Below are 21,341 nucleotides of genomic sequence, written 5' to 3' on the forward strand. Positions count from 1 at the left end.
GCTATCCAGGGAGGGGGTGGGTGATTTCTACGCAAGGACCACAACGGAAAAGGGGTCAGACCACGTTTTCACTATCTGCCAGATGTAAAAGACAGTTCGCCGAGAGAAGTTTCGTGTGCCTTGATTCCCGAATGAGGATGAAGAAGACTCCATCAATTATCTGAGGTCGAACCAACGACCGAAGTTGTCGAACTGGGATTACTTTTGAGCATGGGGCCGCCGATGCAGGGAAAAACGTTCGAGATAGTGCGAATAGATCAAATCCACGAAATTGTTTCGCCAACCGTAGAGTCACTTTTACAGCCGTTAGGATTCGAAGTTCAGGGCCCGCTGTCCTGGCTTCGTAGCGTCGATGCTCCGATTCGCCAACTCTTTCGCCTTGAACAGTGGAAAGGCGGCGCGCTAGCGCCGTCATGGGCTCTGTCACTGGACTTCGTTCCCCACCTTTCCGGCAATGAAATCAAATGGCACAGGACGTCAAAATCAGCACGACCTGATCTGACTTTCGATGTGCGCGATCGAGCGTTTGATATCTCATGCAGCTACGGACCTGATGCCATAGCAACCAGCGCACCCAATATCCTCCGGGCTGCCATTCCAAAAGCTGAATCGTTTTGGGACGAGGCTCGTTCGATAGCCGACCTGCCTGGTGCTTTCGAGCGGGTCAAGCAGCATTTGTCGACGGGTGGCCTGGGTTTCTACAACTACATACAACATCCTCTTGCATACGCGTTTGTATTGGCCATGAACGGCAAGCCCGACACAGCCGAAGAAGAGTTTCAACGCTATTCACAGCGTCTTTCAGAGGCGGCTCGAAAAAAACTCCGCAAGCTATTCATTGATGCAGGCGGTCACCTTGGCTAAGCGAGTACGGCTTTTTCAACAGAATCGGCCAGAAGCGGCCGCTCATGACCGACCGCTTCCGACCCATAGCAGCCGGTGGTGAAAAGGTCTCAACCGACCTAAAGCGGACTGGGTCTCCCCAGCCCGCAAACTAGGATCAGCTTTGGCAGAACCGGATTCGATTGCCGAATGGGTCATAGACTTCCAGAACTTTGCCCCAGTCCTGCTGAACAATATCCGGGCGTCCATTTCCGTAGCGTTTGCCCTGTAACTCGTCCCGCAGCAGTTCGATATTTTGCATCGGAACAAATATCGTGGATCCCGGGCTCGCATCGCCATGATGTTCAGAAAGATGGAGCTGCAAACCGTTTCGGTTTATCCCCAAATACAGCGGTAGGTCAGCTTCGAATCGGTGCTCGAATTCGACGCTAAAACCTAGAAAATCAAGATAGAACTCACGCGCCTTGGTTTCGTCAAACATCCGCAAAATCGGGATGGCTTTGTCGAATGTAATCGCGGGTTGGGTATCTTCCAGGGGTAACATGGCTGACGCGGTGTTCCAGTCCTTGTAGCCCAGCTGGTGCGCTACCGTTTCTAGAGCCGTTGAGTGAGTCACTGCTTGATTGCGCGACTCTAGCGAGGCACGCAGCCTCTTGGCCATCTGCTTGGCTTGTTCGATTGAAAACATCGTTCCTCCTGTAGCCGAGGCATTTTGGTGCTCGCGTTGCCAAACCTCGACTCTCAAGAGATGCGACAGGATTTGGGAAGAGAAGAAATGCTTTCACCTATCCTTTCGGATGCGAGCGGCGGGCAGCATCAGCCCGCGCTGATGATACACAGCGGCTCCCGTCAGCGAAAGTTCTCCCGGTTGCATGTCTCCGGCGCGAATCATCAGTCCGCTTTTGGCTGTGGATGCAATCGGCCCAAGGTAACCTCGCCACCGTTCCAAAGCACGTCGCACTTAGGCATCAGGTGCAGCAAACGCTCTACTGGAGATAGAAATAGAATTGCCGTCCGGATCTTTAGCGTTAGCAAATGAATAGCCGTCCGCCCTGTGCGTCGCTCCAAATTTCAGGCCTTGTGCCATGCACTGTTCTTTGAAACTCTCGACGTCCTTGATATCAAAGATAAGCTTGACTGTAACTTGTCCTGTTTTAACGCTTTTCGCTGCTTGATGAGCCATCAGAATCGCCCCGCCGTTTGCCGACTTCAATTCGACGACGCGATCATCGGCATGTCTTTCACTGACAAAGCCGAAATGACGCTCATAAAAATCGCAGGTAGCTTGGACGTCTCTCACATACAACATTATCCGATTAAGTAACGGTTCCATATTTTCTTCCTTGATTACTGCTGACGATGAGATTTGAGAATCAGGGCATCTTCGATGCTTGCCGTTCGATTGTCGAGTGGCCGCTTCTGGCCGATTTCTGCCTTTCGTGACAAGCAGCAATCGGCCAATAGCGGTGCATTCGTCCAGAACCAGTTTCCACCCTTAGCAGTCACTCAAGACGACCACTTTTTCTTATTCGCCTTATCTCTACCTTGTAAATTTGCTCGAGTCCGAAGCTCTTTAATCTCCCGAATCACGCTGCCAAGAATGCCGATCCCTTCATGAATCTGCTGCGTTGTCAGGCCGGCATAGCCCAAAATGAGCCCTGCCGGTCGCTCGTATTCTACCGACGTGGGTTCGGCAAACAGCGGCGAAAGCGGATATACGCCAACCCCGCGTTCGAGCGCTATAGCCTGCAACGTCGGCTCATCCTGAGCGCGAAGCGTGGGTAGCGTTAATACGCCGTGTAAGCCCGCCGCCATGCCGGCCAGTTGCCCATATTCCGCCAGATGCTGTTCAAAAGCCTCCAGTAATGCCCTTCGCCGCAGTTCATTCTCCCGCCGCAGGCGGCGAACGTGACGCTCATAGGTTCCACTTTCTATCAATGAGGCGAGCACGTTTTGCTCCCAGCGCGGAGAGTGTCGATCGGTCAGCCGTTTTGCTTCACGGAAAACGTGAACCAACTCGCGTGGAAGAACCAGATAACCCAACCTGAGTTGCGGTGAGAGTGCCTTGGAGAACGTTCCGACATAAATGACGCGAGCATCTGCGTCCATGGATTGCAGTGCGTCGATGGGCCGCTGGCCATAGCGAAACTCGCCGCCGTAATCGTCCTCAATGATCCACGCGCGATGTCGCCTCGCCCAACTCAGCAGTTCGAGGCGACGTGCGACAGGAAGCACCGCCCCCATGGGAAACTGGTGCGACGGAGTGACAAAGGCCAGGCGCACGCGATCACCTTCCGGCAGAGCACTGGTATCCAGTCCAGAGGCATCGACGGGTATGGGCAACGCCGTCGCGCCCGTGGCCTCAAAGCAATATCTGGCCATGCGGTAGCCAGGCTCTTCGAAGACGAATGCATCTTGCGGGTTCAGCAAAAGCCGGGCGCACAGGTCAAGTCCTTGCTGCGAGCCATGCACGACGAGTATTTGATCCGCATCGCACGCCAGACCGCGTGCGCGTCGCAGATAACCTTGCAGCGCATTGCGCAAGCGCTCTTCCCCTTCGGGGTGGCCGTAAGCGAGGCTCGGTTGACGCTTGACTAGTTCGGAACGGTAGGCGCGCTGCCAACCCAGCGCCGGAAAATCCCTGGTAGCGACCGAGCCGTACCTGAAATCGATGCGGGCTTGGGGTGACGCCATGTTGTACGGCTTCATGATGGCCACTCGTTGCCCGTAAAGGGAAAGCACTGGCGGCAGTTCCTTTTGCTGCGCCGAGTCCCCTTGGGCATGCCCGGATTGAGTGCTGATTATGCTCGCTACCGTGGCGGCCTTGCCCACTGATGTCAGGACAAAGCCTTCGGCCGCCAGTTGCTCGTAAGCCGCCGTTACCGTGGTTCGCGACACGCCGAGTTCGGCCGCGATTGCCCGCGTCGACATGAGCCTCGTGCCGGCGGCAAGCGTGCCGTCTTCTATCTGCGCGCGCAGCCTGGCATAGATCCGACGTTGCGCGCCGCGGGAAAATGCATCCGGATTGGCTGAAAACTGGCCCATGGAAAAACCTCGAAACTGGCACTTTCGATGATGCAGGTCGTGGTCGACATTATGGACTCCCAACAATCCGTAGTGAAATCCCATGTACATTCCCGAACACTTCGCAGAGCACCGCCCGGAACAGTTGCACCGAATTATCCGCGACAATCCGCTGGGCATCCTCGTGACTGAGGGTGAATCCGGCATGGATGCGGACCACATTCCCTTTGAGCTCGATACCGGCCACGGAACATACGGGTTGCTGACCGCTCATGTGGCCCGCGCCAATCCTGTGTGGCAACGTTGCGCCGGCGGCACGCCTGTCATGGTGATCTTCAGGGGGGCAGAAGGCTACATTTCGCCCAACTGGTATGCGTCCAAGCACGAAACGCATCGCCAGGTTCCCACATGGAACTACGAGGTGGTGCATGTGCATGGCGTCATGCGCGTGATGTCGGAAGAAAAGCTCCTGCGCCGCACCCTGGCCCAGCTGACTCGCCACCAGGAGTCCAAGGAGATCAAGCCCTGGAAGATGGGCGATGCGCCGCGTGAATATCTGGACGAGATGGTGTCGAGAGTTGTCGGTATCGAGATCGAAATGCAGTGCGTTGAATGCAAGCGCAAGCTCAATCAAAACAAGTCGCACGCTGATCGCTTGTCTGCGATCGCGCACTTGCGCGAGCGCGGGCGCGTTGAGCTTTCTTCGATAATGCTGGCCAACCTTGAGCAGCCGGATCAGGGGGCAGCACCGTGGACCTTGAGTTGACCACCACCACGATTCTGGTGACCTTCGCCGGAGTTTTTTTGATCTGCTTTATGAAAGGTGCCTTCGGTGGAGGCTTCTCCATTGTCGGCATTCCGCTGCTGTCGCTGGTGATGGATCCGCTCACAGCCGGCGGTCTGCTAGCGCCGTTGTTTATCGCGATGGACCTGTTCGGCCTGCGTTACTGGAAGCCATCCACTTGGTCTAAACCCGACCTGGTGCTGTTGTTACCCGGTCTGATTGTCGGCATCGGTGTCGGCTATCTACTCTTTCGCGTCATGGATCACCGCGCAGTCGCCTTAGTGATGGCAGCGGTTACCCTGATTTTTGTCGGCCTCTGGTTCAAGACCGGCGGCGAAATCAGGATCAGCCAGCGCTCATCGCTCAAGGCGGTGTCCGCAGGCGTCACCTCTGGGATCACGACTATGGTCGCGCATTCTGGTGGGCCACCATTAGCGATGTACCTGTTGCCGCTCGGTCTAAGCAAGAAAACCTATGCCGGCACCACCAGCATGTTCTTTACCGTAGGCAATCTGCTCAAGGCAGTGCCCTGGCTGCTGTTAGCCAGGCCCACAGGTAACGTGCTAGGCCTGATGCTCATCTGCCTGTTAGCAGTTCCAAGTGGTGTCTGGCTGGGCTGGCGACTGCACACCAAGCTGGATCAACGCCAGATGTACCTTGCCTGTTACTGCCTGCTCGTAGTCACGGCGGTAAAACTTCTGTGGGACGGCATAAGTGGCTATATCGTCTGAAAATGCCTCACCACTATGAGGCCCAACGTTACGGCCATTATCCGACTGGCTGCCAACGGAATGTTAGCGGTGAATCGCCCCTGATTTCATAGGCGCGTTCAATTGCCTGACTTTTGCCAATTAGCCAGTTATGAATGACGGAAGCGGGTCGGAAGCCGCCTGACCCGACCGGCGGCTTTTGGCCGATTTCTGCCGCTAGTGACGGGCAGCAATCGGCCAAGAGCGGTTGAGCGCAGGTCATGCGCTTACCAGTACAAGGGGCTTGCTCCAGAACGCCGCTACACAGACCAGTCACAGCTTTATCGTGCCTTTCGTCGTATTGACAAAGGTCGATGTTAATCATGAGCGCGCAATCCGTAGCGATCCGACAAACCTTTCTACTAGCTGAAAGCTTTCAACAGAATGGCATCACATCCCCACCATACCAAGGTCGCGCGCATCGAAGGCTTTGTCAGACCTACTTGAAAGGATGTATCAAAATCAGCTAGCACTGGAGGCGGCGCTAATGGAGTTGATACTCCATGCAGAGAAGCAGGGATCAAGCGAGAAGGGCGAAAATGTCCGAGGAGCTTTGCATACGATTAGCGAAAACGCAGGCCACATCAAGCAAGGCTTAGCGAGACTCAGATCTGAAAATCTCTGATGAAAGCAGTTATTGATCTCTCATTGCGTTTTTGAATTGGCCGATTTCGGTCAAAAACATTCACTCTCGCCCCAACCTCAATCGTATCGCCGCCCACCCTAGCTACATCAGGATCCACGAAGTTAACGGGAGCCTTGCTGCTTGGGAAATTTCCTACACAACATAAGGCCATTTCCTTCCTTTACTCAGCCTGCTCACGTCCACTATCAGATTCTTCGTACCTGAAAGTGGTTGATAAGCATGGCCCACCCCCGCGTCCTGGTTCTGGAGAACCAACGATTCCAGCGCAGCGTCTTGATCAAAATGCTTGATCACTTAGGCGTGCGCGATGTGGTTCAAGCGAGTAATGGCGAACAGGCCCTGGAGCAGATTCAGAAGTCAGGTGGTGTCGACATCGTGCTATGCGATCTGGCGGACCGCAGCTTGGATTGCCTAGGCTTCCTGCGGAGCGCTGCCCGGTCGGGCATGGTGCGTGCTGTGGCATTGTGTAGCGAACTAAGGCCGGAGCTTCGCCGCTCCTTGGAGCAGATGGATTCGCTCTCAGGTTTACAACTGCTGGGGGTCATGAAACCACCGGTGCAAATCAGTGCGCTTAGCAAGATGCTTCATCGTTATGCCCATCGACGTGCCCCTCCTGCCCTCCAACCATCGGTCCTGCCTCTGCCCAGTGAAGAGGAGATCCATCGCGGATTAGCACTCGGTGAGTTTCGTGCCTGGTTCCAACCCAAATTTGAGTTGGATACCGGCGAGTTGGCTGGAGTTGAAGCCTTAGCTCGCTGGGAGCACCCCGCCAAGGGCCTGCTACTGCCGGCGGACTTTCTCGCAGCTGTCATGGCCTATGACTTGATCGACCAGATGTTCAAGCAACTTCTGGAGCAGGGCCTGAATCTTTTAGGGGTATTACGTCGGCAAGAGGTGCAACTGGAGCTCTCGTTCAACCTGCATGCTTCCCAGCTCATCAGCGATCAGTTGGTCGAGCATATTCAGTGGGCTCTGGGACAACATGACTTTCCAGGTAATACCTTGATGTTCGAATTGGCGGAAAACGGTTTGCTGGATATTTCGCCACGAATTCAGGACAACTTGCTGCGTCTCCGGATGTTGGGCTGCGGCCTCTCCGTCGATGATTTTGGTATGGGTTTTTCGTCCCTCAGGTTGCTATGCCAGCTGCCGTTCAATCAGCTCAAGCTTGATGGCGAGATTGTCCGAAATATACGCGAGCCTCGCAGCCAAGCGATGATTGCTAGCACGCTAGCATTGGCTCAGTCTCTGGATATGAGCCTAGTGATTGAAGGGGTCAGTAGTCAGCGCATTCGCGACACAGTCACGAAAATGGGTTGTAAATTTGGCCAGGGGTTTTATCTGGCTCGGCCGATGGAGGGCTACCGGCTTTTGCCTTGGATCGAGGCCCATGAAGCAGGCTTGGAGGCTTCCATCAATTAGTGCTGTAAGTTTTATAAATTTCCTACAATTGAATAGCGTTCGTGTATTTTAAACGACGCGTAGACAGGTCAGTTTCGCCATGGCTTTTACGCCATATATTTTTAGTCAGCGGCTGAATCTGGTGTGTCACACAGGAGCTCCTATGCATAAAGCCTTAGTTGTGGACGATCATCCTTTTATTCGCTCCTCGGTCAAAATGCTACTGACGGGAGAGGGCTTTGAGGTAGTGGGCGAGGCCGATAACGGCGCGGACGCGTTGCAACTGGCGCGGGAACATGAACCAGACTTAATTGTGCTGGACATTGCTATGCCCAAGCTGGACGGGCTGGAGGTCATCGCGCGGATATGTGCCTTGGGTCTCAAGTGTAAGATTGTAGTGTTGACCTCCCAGTCACCGCTGTTCTATTCCATGCGCTGTATGAAAGCCGGGGCCGCGGGGTATATCTCCAAGCTCAACGACCTCAGCGAACTGGTCAAGGCGATCAAGGCGGTAATGGGCGGTTATACCTTTTTTCCCAATTTAGCCAGTAGTTCGGTGCGGCGAAGTGATGCCGAGACCACCGATCTAGAATTGATCCAGAAACTGTCTGACCGAGAGCTGATGATCCTGCAACAGCTGTCTCAAGGACTGAGCAATAAGGAAATCGCTGACACGATGTTGCTCAGCAACAAGACGGTTAGTACTTACAAAACTCGCTTGATCGAAAAGCTCAACGTGAAATCGGTGGTTTACCTCGCCGACTTTGCCAAACGCAATAAACTGGTCTGAATGAGAACATCCTTGCGTAGATGGTTGATGGCAATCGTGCTGGTCGGCACCTTTAACGGCACGGTTCTGGCTGATGGGCCGGTAGAAACCTATCAAGTACTGGGCCGCTCACATGTGGAGGGTTACGGTGCTTCCCTATCGGAACAGGACTGGAGTTGGCTGAGGAGCAAGGGCGTGCTGGTGCTTGGTGCCTCTGCGCCCGACTATGCGCCCTTTGGTATCACCAGTGACGGCCATGACTATGAGGGCCTCACTGCCGACTATGCGCAACTGTTGAGCGAGCTGTTGCGTACCCGCATCGAGGTGCGCCGGTTTGCGTCCCGTGCCGAGGTGATCCAGGCCCTGAAGAATGGCAGCGTGGACTTCTTGGGCACCTCCAATGGCTATGAGGAAGCCGACGCCGACCTGTTGATGTCGACGTCGTACGCCGAGGACCAACCAACTCTGGTCACCCAAGTTGCCAACAGCCAGGCCCTGACGCCGGACCTGGCAGGCAAGAAAATCGCCATGCTATATCACTACCTGCCTCCCGAGGCGGTCAAGGCGTTTTACCCCAAGGCCACCTTGCAGCTCTATCCCTCGACCCTAAGCGCGATCGGCGCCGTGGCGTTTGGCAGTGCCGATGTGTACCTGGGCGACTCCATCAGCGCGCACTACCTAATTAATAAGAACTACCTGAACAACGTGCAGCTCGCTGACTTTTCCCGCATGGAAGTCAGTAACTTTTCGTTTGCCCTGGACCGTAGTAATGAGCGCCTTTTGCGCATTATCAACAGCGCCCTGGCGACGATTCCCTCCGTTGAACGCATGACCATCCTGCGCCGCTGGAGCGCCGGCGGCGCCAGCATGCCAGGACGCACGGTGTTGAACTTCAGCGCCAATGAGCAGCGCTGGATGAATGCTCATCCACGGCTGCGTGTGGCGATCGATGAGACCTACCTGCCAGTTTCGTTCTTCAATCAGGAGGGTGAGTTCCGTGGTATTAGCGCGGATGTGCTGGCCAAGGTCGCCCTGCGTACAGGTTTGAAGTTCGATATTCAGCGCACTCACTCGGTGGCGCAAATGCTCGAGCAGGTCAGGACTGACAAGGCTGACCTGCTGATCTCCCTTACGCCCAGTGCCGCACGCGAAGGGTTGCTGCGTTTTACCCGGCCCTACTTAAACACTCCCTACGTTCTGGTCAGCCGTAATGCATCCGGCAGCCCGGCGACACTGGACGAGATGGCCGGCAAGCGCCTGGCCTTGATTCATGGCAACCCGGTGCGTGACCTGTTGATCGAGCAGTACCCCAACATCATTCTGGTAGACGCGAGCAATGCCCAGCAGGCGATGGCCCTGGTGGCCAATGGTCAAGCGGATGCCGCGGTCAACTCGTTGATCACTGCGCACTACATGATCTCTCGCCAGTACCGTGACCAATTGCGCGTAACCAGCACCGTCGGCACTCAATCAGCGCTCACCGCGTTCGCCACTCCTCGTGGCTCTCTGGAACTGTATTCGATCCTCGAAAAAGCCCTGCTCAGTATTCCTCCGGAAGAAATGGACGAGGTGACCAACCGCTGGCGCAGCGAAATTGCTGTAGATGAGAGTTATTGGCTGCGTAATCGCACGGTAATCCTGGAGGGCTTCGCTATAGCGGCCGTTTTGTTGGTGATAGCTCTAGGCTGGATCGCCTACCTGCGGATGCTGATGCGCCAGCGCAAACAAGCGCAGCTGGCCCTAAATGACCAGATGGAGTTCATGCGGGTATTGATCGATGGCACGCCACATCCGATCTACGTGCGTGACCGCCAGGCCCGCCTGATGATTTGCAACAGCGGCTACCTCTCTGTGTTTGGCGTGGAGCGCGAAGAAGTGCTCGGTAAAACCGTGGTGGAAGGTGTGCTGAAGAATGCCAGCGAGGCAGCGGCTTACCACGAAGACTACTTGCAGGTCATGGAGGAGGGAGTGCCGAGAGTGCAGGACCGCTCCCTGACCATGCGGACCGGCAATGTACTGACCATTTACCACTGGATGCTACCGTATCGTGACAGCGATGGCGTCGTCACTGGCATGATCGGTGGCTGGATCGACATCAGCGAGCGCCAGCATTTGCTTGAAGCGTTGCGTGAGGCCAAGGAAGGCGCCGATGATGCCAGCCGTGCCAAGACCACGTTCCTGGCAACCATGAGCCATGAAATTCGCACACCGATGAACGCCATCATCGGCATGCTGGAACTGGCCCTAAAAAAGGCCGATCAAGGCTTTATGGATCGGTTTTCTATCGAGGTCGCATCCGGAGCCGCCCGGGGTTTGCTGGATCTGATCGGCGACATCCTCGACATTGCTCGTATCGAATCCGGTCGGCTTTCGCTGGCTCCGGAACGCGCCAACCTGCGTGAGTTACTGGAGTCGGTGGTACGGATTTTCGAGGGGCTGGCGCGACAGAAGCAATTGCGCCTGATCCTCGACCTCGACTCCACCGTAAACCGTGATGTGCTGGTTGATCCGCTGCGCTTCAAGCAAATCGCGTCCAACCTGTTGAGCAATGCTATCAAGTTCACCAGCGAAGGGCAGGTGCACCTGCGGGTCGTTGCCGAGCCAAACAGTAATGACGAGCGCCTGGCGGTGTGCCTGCGGGTCGAGGACACTGGGATAGGTATTTCCAATGAAGATCAGCAGCGCCTGTTCAGTCCGTTTGCCCAGGCGAGCAACAACGCACAATCAGCCCGGGGCGGTTCGGGGTTGGGCTTGATGATCAGCCGCACACTGAGCGAAATGATGGGCGGCACCTTGGTGCTCAGCAGTGTGCTGGGACAGGGCACTCAAGTGGAAGTGCGGGTCAGCTTGCCAACCTTAATGACGTTGGAGGAGCCGGCCGCTGCTGATGTAACTCAGCCCGTTACACCACAGGTCTTGAATATCTTGGTAATCGACGATTACCCGGCGAACCGGCTTTTGTTGGCGCAGCAACTCAACTATCTCGGTCACCGGGTTACCGACGCAGAAGACGGCGCCCACGGGCTACGTGCTTGGCGAGGTCAACATTTCGACGTGGTGATCACTGACTGCAACATGCCGCTGATGAATGGCTACAAACTAGCGCGGGCGATTCGGGACGAGGAACTCGCCAGGGGCTTACAACCGGGGCTGATTCTCGGCCTGACTGCCAATGCCCAGCCAGAAGAGAAAGACCGCTGCATCGAGGCAGGGATGGACGATTGCCTATTTAAACCCATCAGCCTCCAGGACCTCAGTGCGCGGCTCGCTCCCCTGGCCCCTGACACTGTGCCTGTGCCCACCGAGGAAGAGCGTCGCGAAACCCTCGACGATATTGACCTGACTAGCCTCGAACAACTCAGCCGTGGCGACGCAGCTTCGATCAAGAGTCTGCTCCAAGACCTCGCAACCAGCAATCAGCAAGATATGTCGCGGTTGATGCAACTGTTTACCCAACATGATCTCCCCGGTCTGGGAGACCTTGCCCATCGGGTCAAGGGTGGGGCGAGAATCATCAAGGCCCGACGGCTAATCCATACCTGTGAAGAACTGGAGACCGCCTGCAAGGGGCTGAACTCGGCATTGCTGACCGAAGCGGTGGATAACTTGCAGCAGGCTATGGAGCAATTGGATCAGCGATTGGAGGAGTATCTGGCTTGACAGCTGACTGACGCGCCTTCGGAAACTTCCTACACGCCCGAGGGATTGGTACTACATGACTCAAAACTCCATGAAAGGAAGATAAACCCGTCGCACACAGCAGATGCTTTGTTTATTCCAGCGCGCATTCAGCACCTGGCAACTCATCAGCGCTTAGCGACCGTGTTTAAAACTTTCCCATTGGAGTTGCACCATGAAAACTAAAGCCCTCACGCTTGCTGCACTGGTTTGCGCTTCTGGCGCTCAGTTCGCCAACGCTGCCGACGGCACCATCAATTTCAACGGTGAATTGGTTAACCAGACCTGCACCATCGCGGTAGACGGCGTGGTCACCCCTGCCGTTGCCACCGTGACCCTGCCAACCATCTCTACCGGCCTGCTGACTGCTGCCGGCCAGGCTGAAGGCCGTACCGGTTTCAATATTCAACTGAGCAACTGTGTTGGCACCGCCGCCACCGCGGCCGCTTTCTTCAACTCCGGCGCTACAGTCGACCCAATCAGCGGCAACCTGAACAACATGACTGGCACCGCCACCAACGTACAGTTGCAATTGGTTGACGCCCAAGGCGGCGCGGTGATCCAGGCCGGTAACACCAACCAGCGCACCAAGACCACCCGCAACACCATCGACGGTAATGGCGCAGCCAACATGCCTTACGCCGTGCAGTACTTCGCTACCGGCGCCACCACCCCAGGCACTGTGGTCAGCTCCGTGACGTACAACGTCGACTACCAGTAAGCCGCGTTCACGTCAGCGCGCCGCGACCCGGCGCGCCGATGTCGGGCTGATGAGGTGTTTTATGTCCTGTCTGAAAAATCTTTGTCGCAGCGCGTGGTTAGTGCTGGCCACGCTGGTCTGTTCCCAGGCCATGGCCGGTGTGGTGATCACCGGTACCCGCTTGATTTACCCGGCGGGCCAGAAAGAAATCACCGTCAAATTGAACAACAACGGCTTGCACCCCGCGCTGGTGCAGGCCTGGGTGGATACCGGGGACGTGCAGTCCAGTCCTACCAGTTCCAAGGCACCGTTTGTGCTGTCGCCGCCGGTCTCGAGGATCGACCCGAGTAAGGGCCAGAGCTTGCGCCTGATGTTTACGGGGGCGGCACTGCCAACGGGCAAGGAGTCAGTGTTCTGGCTCAACGTGCTGGAAATTCCGCCCAAGGCCGAGGGCCCGGTGGACCTGAATGTGCTGCAAATGGCCTTTCGTTCGCGGATCAAGATTTTCTATCGACCCGACGGCCTGCCGGGCACAGCTGCCGAGGCGCCATCGCAGGTGCAATGGAAGGTTATCCCCCAGGGCCAGGGTTATGCGCTGCAATCATTCAACCCGACGGCGTTTCACGTCTCTCTGGTGGAGTTGACCCTTGCCGTCGGCAACCAGCGCTTCGAGAGCGACAACGGCATGATCAACCCCGGCGAGAACCAGGTGTTTGCCTTGCCGGGCCTCAAGTCGCTGCCAGGTGCCGCTGCCCAAGTGGAGTTCAACGCGATCAATGACTACGGCGCGCTGATGCCGATCAAGCAGGCGCTCAAGCCCTGATCCACCCGCGAATGTTCTAGCGCACGAGTGATTTATGACGACTATCCCACGCCTGGGCCACTGCCCGCAGGTGAGCCGCCGCTTTGCCCTAAATCCGCTGACGGTGCTGATTCTCAAGACTTTGGCCGTAATGCCGGGTGTATGCCTGGCTCCGTTGGTCTGGGCTGAAGACGTGCAGTTCAACGATGCCTTTTTGCCTGAGGACTCTCGCAGCCTGGACCTGACTCAATACGAAAAGGGCAACCCCGTGCTGCCAGGTGATTACCGGGCCGATGTTGCGGTCAATGGCAAGCTGGTCAGTCGCCAGGACATTCGCATCAATGCCGCCGAAGACGGTAGCCATCCGGTGGTGTGCTTCAGCCGTGGCTTGCTGGAGCTCATTGGCGTGGACCTGCACAAGCTGTCGACCCAGGCCACGGCCGAGCTGGAGAGCGGCGCAAGCTGTCTGGACCTGAGCCAATTGATCGAGGGTGCTACGGCAAGCTTTTCGCCTTCCAGCCAGCAACTGGATATCAGCATCCCGCAAATTGCCCTGCGCCGGGATGCACGTGGGTATGTCAGCCCTGAACTGTGGGACCGTGGCGTCACCGCCGGGACCTTGAGCTACACCTTCAACGCCAACCACAACACCACCAACACCGGCAATTACGACTCAGCCTACCTGGGCCTGAACGCCGGTTTGAACCTGGGGGACTGGCGCCTGCGTCATAACGGTTCGTTGAACTGGCAGAAGGATACGGGGCAGAACTACCAAACCCTTAATACCTACGCCCAGCGTGACGTTACCTCGCTCAAGAGCCAGTTGACCGTCGGCGAAGCCAATACCAGTGGCGAGATTTTTGACACCCTGGCCTATCGCGGTGTGCAACTGGGCACCGACGACCGCATGTTGCCCGAATCCCAGCGCGGTTATGCCCCGGTGATTCGCGGGATCGCCCGCACTGCCTCACGGGTGGCGGTGCGCCAGGCCGGTAACCTGCTGTATGAGACGACAGTGTCGCCGGGGGCCTTTGTCATCGACGACTTGTATTCCACCGGCTACGGCGGCGACCTGGAAGTGACCGTCTATGAGGCTGACGGCAGCGAGCAACGCTTCATAGTGCCTTACGCGTCCACCGCACAGTTGCTTCGCCCCGGCACTTCGCGTTTCAACGTTACTGCAGGTGAAACCCGCAATAACTACATCGAGCGCCAGGCCAAGCTGGTGCAAGGTACCTACCAACTGGGTCTGAGCAATATCTTCACCGGATATGGCGGTGTTCAGGGCAGTGATGATTACCGCGCGCTGCTTGGCGGCCTGGCGTTCAGTACGCCGATTGGTGCCATGGGGATCGACTTGACCCAGGCCCAGACCGACCTCAAGAGCGGCAAGGCCAGCGGGCAGAGTGTGCGCATGAGTTACAGCAAAAACATCCTCAGTACCGGAAGTAACTTTGCCGTGGCGGCGACGCGGTTTTCCACCGAGAACTACCTGGATTTCAGCAACGCGATGCAGTTGCTGGATGCCGAGCGCAACGGCCTGGACACCAGCCTTTACGGGCGCCCGCGTAGCCGATTGACCCTGACGGCCAACCAGAGTCTGGGGCCCTGGGGCCAGGTGGCGTTCAGTGGTTTTACCCAGAACTATTGGAACCAGCCGGGACGGGACGTGCAGTACCAGTTCAGCTACAACAAACAGGTACGGCAGGTCAGCTATGGCATCAGTGCCAACCGCAGCCGCATTGGCCTGGGCGAGATGGACAACAGCTTGCTGCTCACCGTTAGCATGCCACTGGAGTTCGGCGGTTCGGTCAACTCGCCGCAATTGTCGGGTCGTGTACTGCGTGATACCCACGGCAGCTACAGCGAACAAACGACTTTAAGCGGCACGGCCGGTGAAGACCGCCAGTACAACTACAGCCTGACCGGCAGCCATGAAGGCGCCAGCCGCACCAACAATACCTCGGTCAACGGCCAGTATACCGGCCCTAAAGCCATTGTCGGCGCCACCGTTAGCCAGGGTGATGGTTATAACAGCCTGTCCCTGAATGCCAGCGGCAGTGTCGTGGCACACCCCAGCGGAGTGACCTTTACCCCTTATCGCGGTGAAACCATGGCGGTGGTCAGTGCGAAGGGGGCTGAGGGTGCCAAGGTGGTGGGCTTCCCTGGCTTGCGCCTCGACGGTCGCGGCAATGCCGTGGTGCCGTACCTGCGTCCTTATGAATTGAACGAGGTAGCCATCGATCCGCTGGGCACGTCCCTGGACGTTGAATTGACTGAAACCAGCCAGCAAGTCGCGCCTCGGGCCGGTGCCGTGGTGGCGCTCAAGTACGGCACCAGTAATGGTCAGGCCCTGCTGCTTAACGTGACCCTGGCTGATGGTAGCCCGCTACCGTTTGGCGCCAGTGTTGTGGATGACCGAGGCGTATCGGTGGGCGTGGTCGGCCAGGGCGGTCAGCTCTATGCCCGGGTGAAGGAAGATGCCCGGCGGTTGTTGATCAGTTGGGGCACGCAAGCGGGGCAGCAATGCTCGTTGCCATTGCCTGCGGGGAAAAGTGACGGCAAGACATTGCGCCAAGTGGATGCGGTGTGTGCGGTCGATCAATTGGATAGTCGCGTTGCCTCAGTGAGCAACGCACGGGAGAGCAGATAATGAAGTGGATAAGGGGGCTGAAAGCCGGTGTGACCGTGATAGGGCTGTCGTTGGTGACAGGGATGGCTATGGCGGATTGCAACTTTTACAGCGATACGGCCCCGATGATTCGCACTCAACCGCTTTTGGGCGGCAATCTTACTGTCGGCAGGGATGTACCGTTAGGTGCGGAGATCTATCGACAAACGTTCACGCAAGTTTCACCCGTCAGGTTCGGCTGCTCACCTGGGATTTACAACATCGAGACCAGGCGTTGGCCGTCTGTCACACCTATGCCTTTGTCCAGTTGGGTGGGTGTTCCTTACGGGGGCAAGGTTTATGAGTCCGGGGTCAAGGGCATTGGCGTCGTTGTCTGGTACGCCGGCAATGCTATGCCCACCTCAACCAGCATTGGTAATTGTGGCAACAATGAAGTTGAGTGTGTGTGGACCATTTCAAACACGCTGACATTTGATCTTTCGTTCATAAAAATCGGTGAGGTCACAGCGGGCACTATCCAGGGAGCCTCGCTGCCGACGGTTTCGCAGAACTGGATCTCCAGCAACAGTCTTGAGGTTATGAGGGTCAACTATTCCGGAAGCATCAACATCGTCTCGCGTACCTGTTTAACCCCGGACGTAAACGTACCAATGGGCACGCATCTGACCAACGAGTTTTCCGGCAAGAACACCTTCACTCAGTGGAAGGATTTCAATATCGCACTGAACAACTGTCCTGCATTCAATGGCTATTATCAGGATACCGGACCGCGTTGGGCGGACGATGGCTCCAGCAGCAATCTTGGCTCACGTAAGAACAACACTCTGCAAGTACGTATTGATCCGACTCTGGCCGCTATCAACCCATCCCTGGGCATCTTAAGCCTTAACCCCAGTGCTCAAGGCAACTCGCCCGCAGCCACAGGGGTAGGCCTGCAAGTTGCTGATAGCCGTGGTTCTCCGTTGTCATTAGCTACGTTGCATGCCAGCGGTATCACCCCTCTTACTCAAGAAGGCGCCAGCTACAGCATTCCGCTCAAAGCCCGCTACATCCAGACCGCAGACAGCATCACCGCCGGCCCGGCGAATGCCACCGCGACCTTCACCATCAATTACTACTAGCCCTTCACGACGTCGCGTTCAGCCGCGTTTCCTGCACCTGGAAACGCCGCCGAAGGCTGGAAAAATCACTGGGAAATTTCCTACAAATCGAATAGCTGCTTCCTACATTTAGTCCTTCCTCCAATTCCGATAATGAACCCGTTGAAGCGAAAAACCTGCCACCGGCAGCGCTACCAACATGAGGTCAAGGCCCCAGCGGGCCGACTCCCTACCACTTATTATCTGGATACCGTTATGAACAAGTTTGCTCTGAAAAGTCTGGTTGCCGCTGTAGTCCTCGCCGCAGGTTCCCAAGCCGCGATGGCCGCCGATGGCGAAATCAATTTCATCGGTAGCGTCACCGATAACACCTGCCCGGTAGTGGTCAGCGACCTGAACGGTTCGGCCGGCGCCGGTGATGTGAGCCTGGGTAACGTACCTGCCACCTCCCTGGCAAAAATAGGCGACATCGCAGGCGGCGGCGCCTTTAGCCTGACCATCGACACGTCGGCCCCTGGCTGCACCGTTGCCGGCAAGAAAGCCGTGGTCAAGTTCCTGTCCCTGAGCGGCAACGCTGGTGCCAGTGGTCAATGGGTTGGCATAGCCCCGGACGCCGGCGCAGCCACCAACGTCGCGGTACAGATCAAGGACGCCCAAGGCAAGGACGTGCAACTGGGCCTGGATTCCTCGCCCTACGCCGACCTGACCCAGCCACTGCGTTTCACCGCCAACTACATCGCTACCGGTGCTTCCACTGCGGGTCCGGCCAACGCCAAGGCAGCGTTCACCATCGACTACCAGTAAGCCCCTCGATGCACAGCCGGGTCAACGCGCTCCGGCTGCCATCCCAACGGCAAGAGGATGATCGACATGAAAGCCTTTCCCTTCAAAACTCTGTCCCTGGCGGCACTGCTGGTTGGTGCGAGCTTGCTCAGCAGCGTCAGCCAGGCCGGCATCATGCTCGGCGGTACACGGGTAGTGTTCGATGGCAGCAAGCGTGACGCCGCCATCACGGTGAGCAACACCACCTCCCAGCCGTATGCCGTGCAAACCTGGGTTAACACCGAGGCAGATGACAACAGCACCCCGACGCCGTTTGTGGCGACCCCGCCGCTGTTTCGCCTCGACCCACGTAAAGAGCAAGTAGTGCGCATCCAGAAGGTGCCGGGCAACCTGCCGGCGGATCGCGAGTCGGTATTTTATTTCAACGCCCAGGAAATCCCGGTGGCGAGTGCCGGCGACGAGAACACCCTGAAGATTGCTATGCGCACCAGGATTAAGCTGTTTTATCGCCCTGTCGGCCTCAAGGGTTCGGTACTGGACACGCTGCCGAAGTTGCAGTGGAGCCTGGTGCAGACGCAGGGCAAGCCGGTGCTGGTGGTCAATAACCCGTCGGCGTTCCATGTGTCGTTTATCGGCGTGAAGGTCAACGCCAGTGGCCGCTCGGTCGAGGTCAACGAGCCGACGATGGTCGCGCCAATGAGCAGCCAGCGTTATTCGCTACCGGGTTTTACCGGCACCAGCGGTGAGGTCGAGTTCAGCGCCATCAACGATTACGGCGGCTACACCGACCCACAAAAAGCCCCGCTGGGCAGCCCCCGCTAACACGCTCCATCCCTTTTACCTGCGAACGAAACCGCGTGCCGCCTGTGTGGTGCGACGGGCTCGTATTGAGTATTGCCATGCGAATCCATATCCCGAGTATCAGCCATTCAAACGTGCCTTTTGCACCTTTGCCGCTGTGCGTTGCTGTCCTGGCCGCGTTTGTCGGCAGCCTGGCGCAAGCGGGGGAGCCTGCGAAGTTTGATTCCAGCTTCATGCAGTCGTTTGGCGGCACCAGTGCCGGCCCTAACCTCGACCTGGACGCGATCGCCAACAGTGGCAGCATCGGCCCCGGCACTTACCCGGTGGCGGTGCGCCTGAACCAGAGCTTCTTTGGCCGCCGCGACATGACCTTTGCCAAGGACGCCGATAGTGGTGACGTGAAGGCTTGCCTGTCTGAAGACTTCCTCAAGGAACTTGGGATCAAGCTTGATGGCTTCGTCACCCCAGGTGAAATCCTGCCGGAATGCGTCAACCTGGAAAGCCTGATTGACGGAGCCTCGGTAAGTTTCGATGCGAGCCGCTTGGTCTTGGATATCAGCGTGCCCCAGATCGCCTTGCGCCGCGATGCCGCCGGCTATGTGGATCCGCAGGAATGGGACCGCGGGATCAATGCCGCAATGCTCAATTATCAGTTCTCGGCTGCGCAAACCAGCAGCGATGCCCGGGGCAGCGGCCACCAGTACAACCTGTATGCCACCGGCGGTTTTAACTATGGCGACTGGCGTTTTCGCTCCAGCTCCTCGTTCCGCCAGGATGACCAAGGCGGCCGCGACTGGCAGCGCAGCAACACCTACGCCCAGCGCGACCTGACTGCCATCAAGGGCACCCTGACCGTCGGTGAAAGCTTCACGCCTGGCGATGTGTTCGACAGCGTGCCTTTTCGCGGTATGCAAGTGGCTTCGGACATGGGCATGTTGCCCGACTCGATGCAGGGTTATGCGCCGATCATTCGCGGTATTGCCGAAACCCAGGCCAAGGTGGAAGTGCGTCAGAACGGGTATTCGCTGTATACCACCTACGTGGCGCCCGGTGCCTTTGAGATCGACGATTTGAACTCGGCCTCCGGCAGTGGCGACCTGGAAGTGATCATCACCGAAGCCGATGGCCGTGAGCGTCGCTTCACCCAGCCTTATGCGACTCTGGCCAACATGCTTCGGGAAAAAACCTGGCGCTACAGCTTCACCGCTGGTCAATACAATGCCGCACAGGGCGGTGAACACCCCGCGTTTGTCCAGGCGTCGCTGGCCTACGGTTTGCCATTCGATCTGACCCTTTACGGAGGCGCCCTCGGCGCAGATTTTTATCGTGCCGGTGTGGTGGGTGTCGGCAAGAGCCTGGGCAGCCTCGGCGCGGTATCTGTGGACGTGACTCAGGCTCAGACCGACATTCCCAACGCGCGGTCGGCCAAGGCGGGCAGCGAGAAAGGCCAGAGCGTCAGCGTGCGTTACGGCAAGGCTTTTGAGACCGGCACATCGGTGCGGTTCGCCGGCTATCGCTACTCCACTGAAGGCTACCGTGACTTCTCCGAAGCGGTAAGCCTGCAACAGCCCAACGACTACGCCAACATCTCCAAGCGCAGCAAGGTCGAGGCAAGCCTCAACCAGGCACTGGACAGCTACGGCTCGCTGTACCTAAACGTGAGCCAGCAGAACTATTGGGGCTCGTCCCGTGTAGACAAACAGATGCAACTGGGCTTCAACACTCAGGTCAAGGGTGTGACCTACGGCGTCTACGCCAGCAAGACCCTGACCGACAACTATGGCCAGAGCAATCAGGTGGTGTTCACCGTATCGATGCCTCTCGGCCAGACCCGCAGCACCGGTACGTTCAGCGTCACCCGCAACAACGATGGCAGCCTTGATCAGCGTGCCGGCATCAGCGGTCGCAATGGCGAGATGACGTACAACGTCGACGCCAACCGCGTGGAAAACACCGGTAACAATGGCTCGGCCCTGATCGGCTACCGCGCACCGTTTGCTCAGTTGGGCGCCGGCGTGAGTGTTGGCCAAGGTTACAAGCAAGCTTCGATCAGCGCCTCGGGTTCGGTACTGGCCCACAGCGAAGGCATTGAGTTCGGCCAGACCCTGGGCGAAACCGTGGCCCTGGTGGAGGTCAAGGATACCCCGAATGTTGGCGTGCAGAACGCTCCGGGCATCCTCACCAACAAGCAGGGCTACGCCTTGGTGCCGTATGTCACGCCGTACCGCAAGAACCGCGTGACAGTGGACACCAGCGAGCTGGACACCAACGTCGACATCGCCGAAGGCGTGACCAATGTTGTGCCGCGTCGTGGCGCCGTGGTGAAAGCCAAATTCGCCGCGAGCCGTTCGGAGAAAGTCGTGCTCAACGTCCGCATGCAAGACGGTTCACTACTGCCGTTTGGCACCACTGTCGAGGACGACAAGGGCACCAGCGTGGGCGTGGTAGGACAGGGTGGACAGGTGTTGCTGTCGGCAGGCGAGGGCAAAACCTACAGCATGAAGTGGGGCGAGAAAGCCTCGCAACGCTGCGAGATTCAACTGGATATCAGTCAGGCGCCGATCACCGATGGTTATCGCGTGATGGAAGCGCTGTGCCGGGTTGCGCCTTGAGCCCCCCGTTCTCTATC

Annotated in this window: 16 protein-coding genes; 13 read left to right on the forward strand and 3 right to left on the reverse strand. The window is 57.4% G+C overall.

The features are described 5' to 3' along the window. Nucleotides 1-222: 222 nt before the first annotated feature. Complete coding sequence (locus tag AC3WKX_RS27705; protein WP_256351171.1) at nucleotides 223-864, forward strand: hypothetical protein; 642 nt, start codon at nucleotides 223-225, stop codon at nucleotides 862-864. 136 nt (nucleotides 865-1,000) lie between these two features. Here AC3WKX_RS27705 and AC3WKX_RS27710 read toward each other — a convergent pair whose 3' ends face one another. The 3 genes from AC3WKX_RS27710 to pdxR all read right to left on the reverse strand — a co-directional run bounded on the left by AC3WKX_RS27710 (nucleotide 1,001) and on the right by pdxR (nucleotide 3,972). Then, the gene (locus tag AC3WKX_RS27710; RefSeq protein ID WP_102605784.1) at nucleotides 1,001-1,531 is read right to left on the reverse strand and encodes a glyoxalase superfamily protein; all 531 of its coding nucleotides are present in this window, start codon (nucleotides 1,529-1,531) and stop codon (nucleotides 1,001-1,003) included. Between the two features lie 273 nt (nucleotides 1,532-1,804). Then, a complete protein-coding gene (locus AC3WKX_RS27715; RefSeq protein ID WP_102605783.1) occupies nucleotides 1,805-2,176 on the reverse strand; it encodes a VOC family protein in 372 nt (123 codons plus the stop codon). A 173-nt stretch (nucleotides 2,177-2,349) separates the two neighbouring features. Further along, nucleotides 2,350-3,972 carry a MocR-like pyridoxine biosynthesis transcription factor PdxR gene (pdxR, locus tag AC3WKX_RS27720; RefSeq protein WP_102605782.1) on the reverse strand — a complete coding sequence of 541 codons (1,623 nt, stop codon included), beginning with the start codon at nucleotides 3,970-3,972 and terminating at the stop codon, nucleotides 2,350-2,352. Between pdxR and AC3WKX_RS27725 the strand changes: the two genes are divergently transcribed. From AC3WKX_RS27725 to AC3WKX_RS27780, 12 genes are all read left to right on the forward strand, one after another. Next, nucleotides 3,971-4,633, forward strand: a complete 663-nt coding sequence (locus tag AC3WKX_RS27725) for an FMN-binding negative transcriptional regulator (protein WP_102605781.1) — start codon at nucleotides 3,971-3,973, stop codon at nucleotides 4,631-4,633. The genes pdxR and AC3WKX_RS27725 overlap by 2 nt on opposite strands. Further along, the gene (locus AC3WKX_RS27730; RefSeq protein ID WP_102605780.1) at nucleotides 4,618-5,382 is read left to right on the forward strand and encodes a sulfite exporter TauE/SafE family protein; all 765 of its coding nucleotides are present in this window, start codon (nucleotides 4,618-4,620) and stop codon (nucleotides 5,380-5,382) included. The genes AC3WKX_RS27725 and AC3WKX_RS27730 overlap by 16 nt, the downstream gene beginning before the upstream one ends. Nucleotides 5,383-6,265: 883 nt before the next feature. After that, complete coding sequence (locus AC3WKX_RS27735) at nucleotides 6,266-7,468, forward strand: EAL domain-containing response regulator (protein ID WP_102605779.1); 1,203 nt, start codon at nucleotides 6,266-6,268, stop codon at nucleotides 7,466-7,468. Between the two features lie 142 nt (nucleotides 7,469-7,610). Beyond that, complete coding sequence (locus AC3WKX_RS27740; protein ID WP_102605778.1) at nucleotides 7,611-8,237, forward strand: response regulator transcription factor; 627 nt, start codon at nucleotides 7,611-7,613, stop codon at nucleotides 8,235-8,237. After that, nucleotides 8,238-11,876 (forward strand): transporter substrate-binding domain-containing protein, encoded by a 3,639-nt coding sequence (locus AC3WKX_RS27745; protein ID WP_102605777.1) that lies wholly within the window; start codon nucleotides 8,238-8,240, stop codon nucleotides 11,874-11,876. It abuts the gene before it with no gap. A 193-nt stretch (nucleotides 11,877-12,069) separates the two neighbouring features. Then, nucleotides 12,070-12,615 carry a fimbrial protein gene (locus tag AC3WKX_RS27750; RefSeq protein WP_102605776.1) on the forward strand — a complete coding sequence of 182 codons (546 nt, stop codon included), beginning with the start codon at nucleotides 12,070-12,072 and terminating at the stop codon, nucleotides 12,613-12,615. 61 nt (nucleotides 12,616-12,676) lie between these two features. Beyond that, nucleotides 12,677-13,417: a fimbria/pilus periplasmic chaperone gene (locus tag AC3WKX_RS27755; RefSeq protein ID WP_102605775.1), complete on the forward strand. Its 741-nt coding sequence runs from the start codon at nucleotides 12,677-12,679 to the stop codon at nucleotides 13,415-13,417. Between the two features lie 34 nt (nucleotides 13,418-13,451). Further along, the gene (locus AC3WKX_RS27760) at nucleotides 13,452-16,049 is read left to right on the forward strand and encodes a fimbria/pilus outer membrane usher protein (RefSeq protein WP_256579831.1); all 2,598 of its coding nucleotides are present in this window, start codon (nucleotides 13,452-13,454) and stop codon (nucleotides 16,047-16,049) included. Further along, nucleotides 16,049-17,149 (forward strand): fimbrial protein, encoded by a 1,101-nt coding sequence (locus AC3WKX_RS27765; RefSeq protein ID WP_102605774.1) that lies wholly within the window; start codon nucleotides 16,049-16,051, stop codon nucleotides 17,147-17,149. The genes AC3WKX_RS27760 and AC3WKX_RS27765 overlap by 1 nt, the downstream gene beginning before the upstream one ends. 234 nt (nucleotides 17,150-17,383) lie before the next feature. After that, complete coding sequence (locus AC3WKX_RS27770) at nucleotides 17,384-17,932, forward strand: fimbrial protein (RefSeq protein ID WP_102605773.1); 549 nt, start codon at nucleotides 17,384-17,386, stop codon at nucleotides 17,930-17,932. A 66-nt stretch (nucleotides 17,933-17,998) separates the two neighbouring features. Then, nucleotides 17,999-18,733: a fimbrial biogenesis chaperone gene (locus tag AC3WKX_RS27775; RefSeq protein ID WP_102605787.1), complete on the forward strand. Its 735-nt coding sequence runs from the start codon at nucleotides 17,999-18,001 to the stop codon at nucleotides 18,731-18,733. 77 nt (nucleotides 18,734-18,810) lie between these two features. After that, a complete protein-coding gene (locus AC3WKX_RS27780; RefSeq protein ID WP_102605772.1) occupies nucleotides 18,811-21,324 on the forward strand; it encodes a fimbria/pilus outer membrane usher protein in 2,514 nt (837 codons plus the stop codon). Nucleotides 21,325-21,341 lie beyond the last annotated feature (17 nt).

The organism is Pseudomonas sp. GP01-A4, assembly GCF_058780865.1.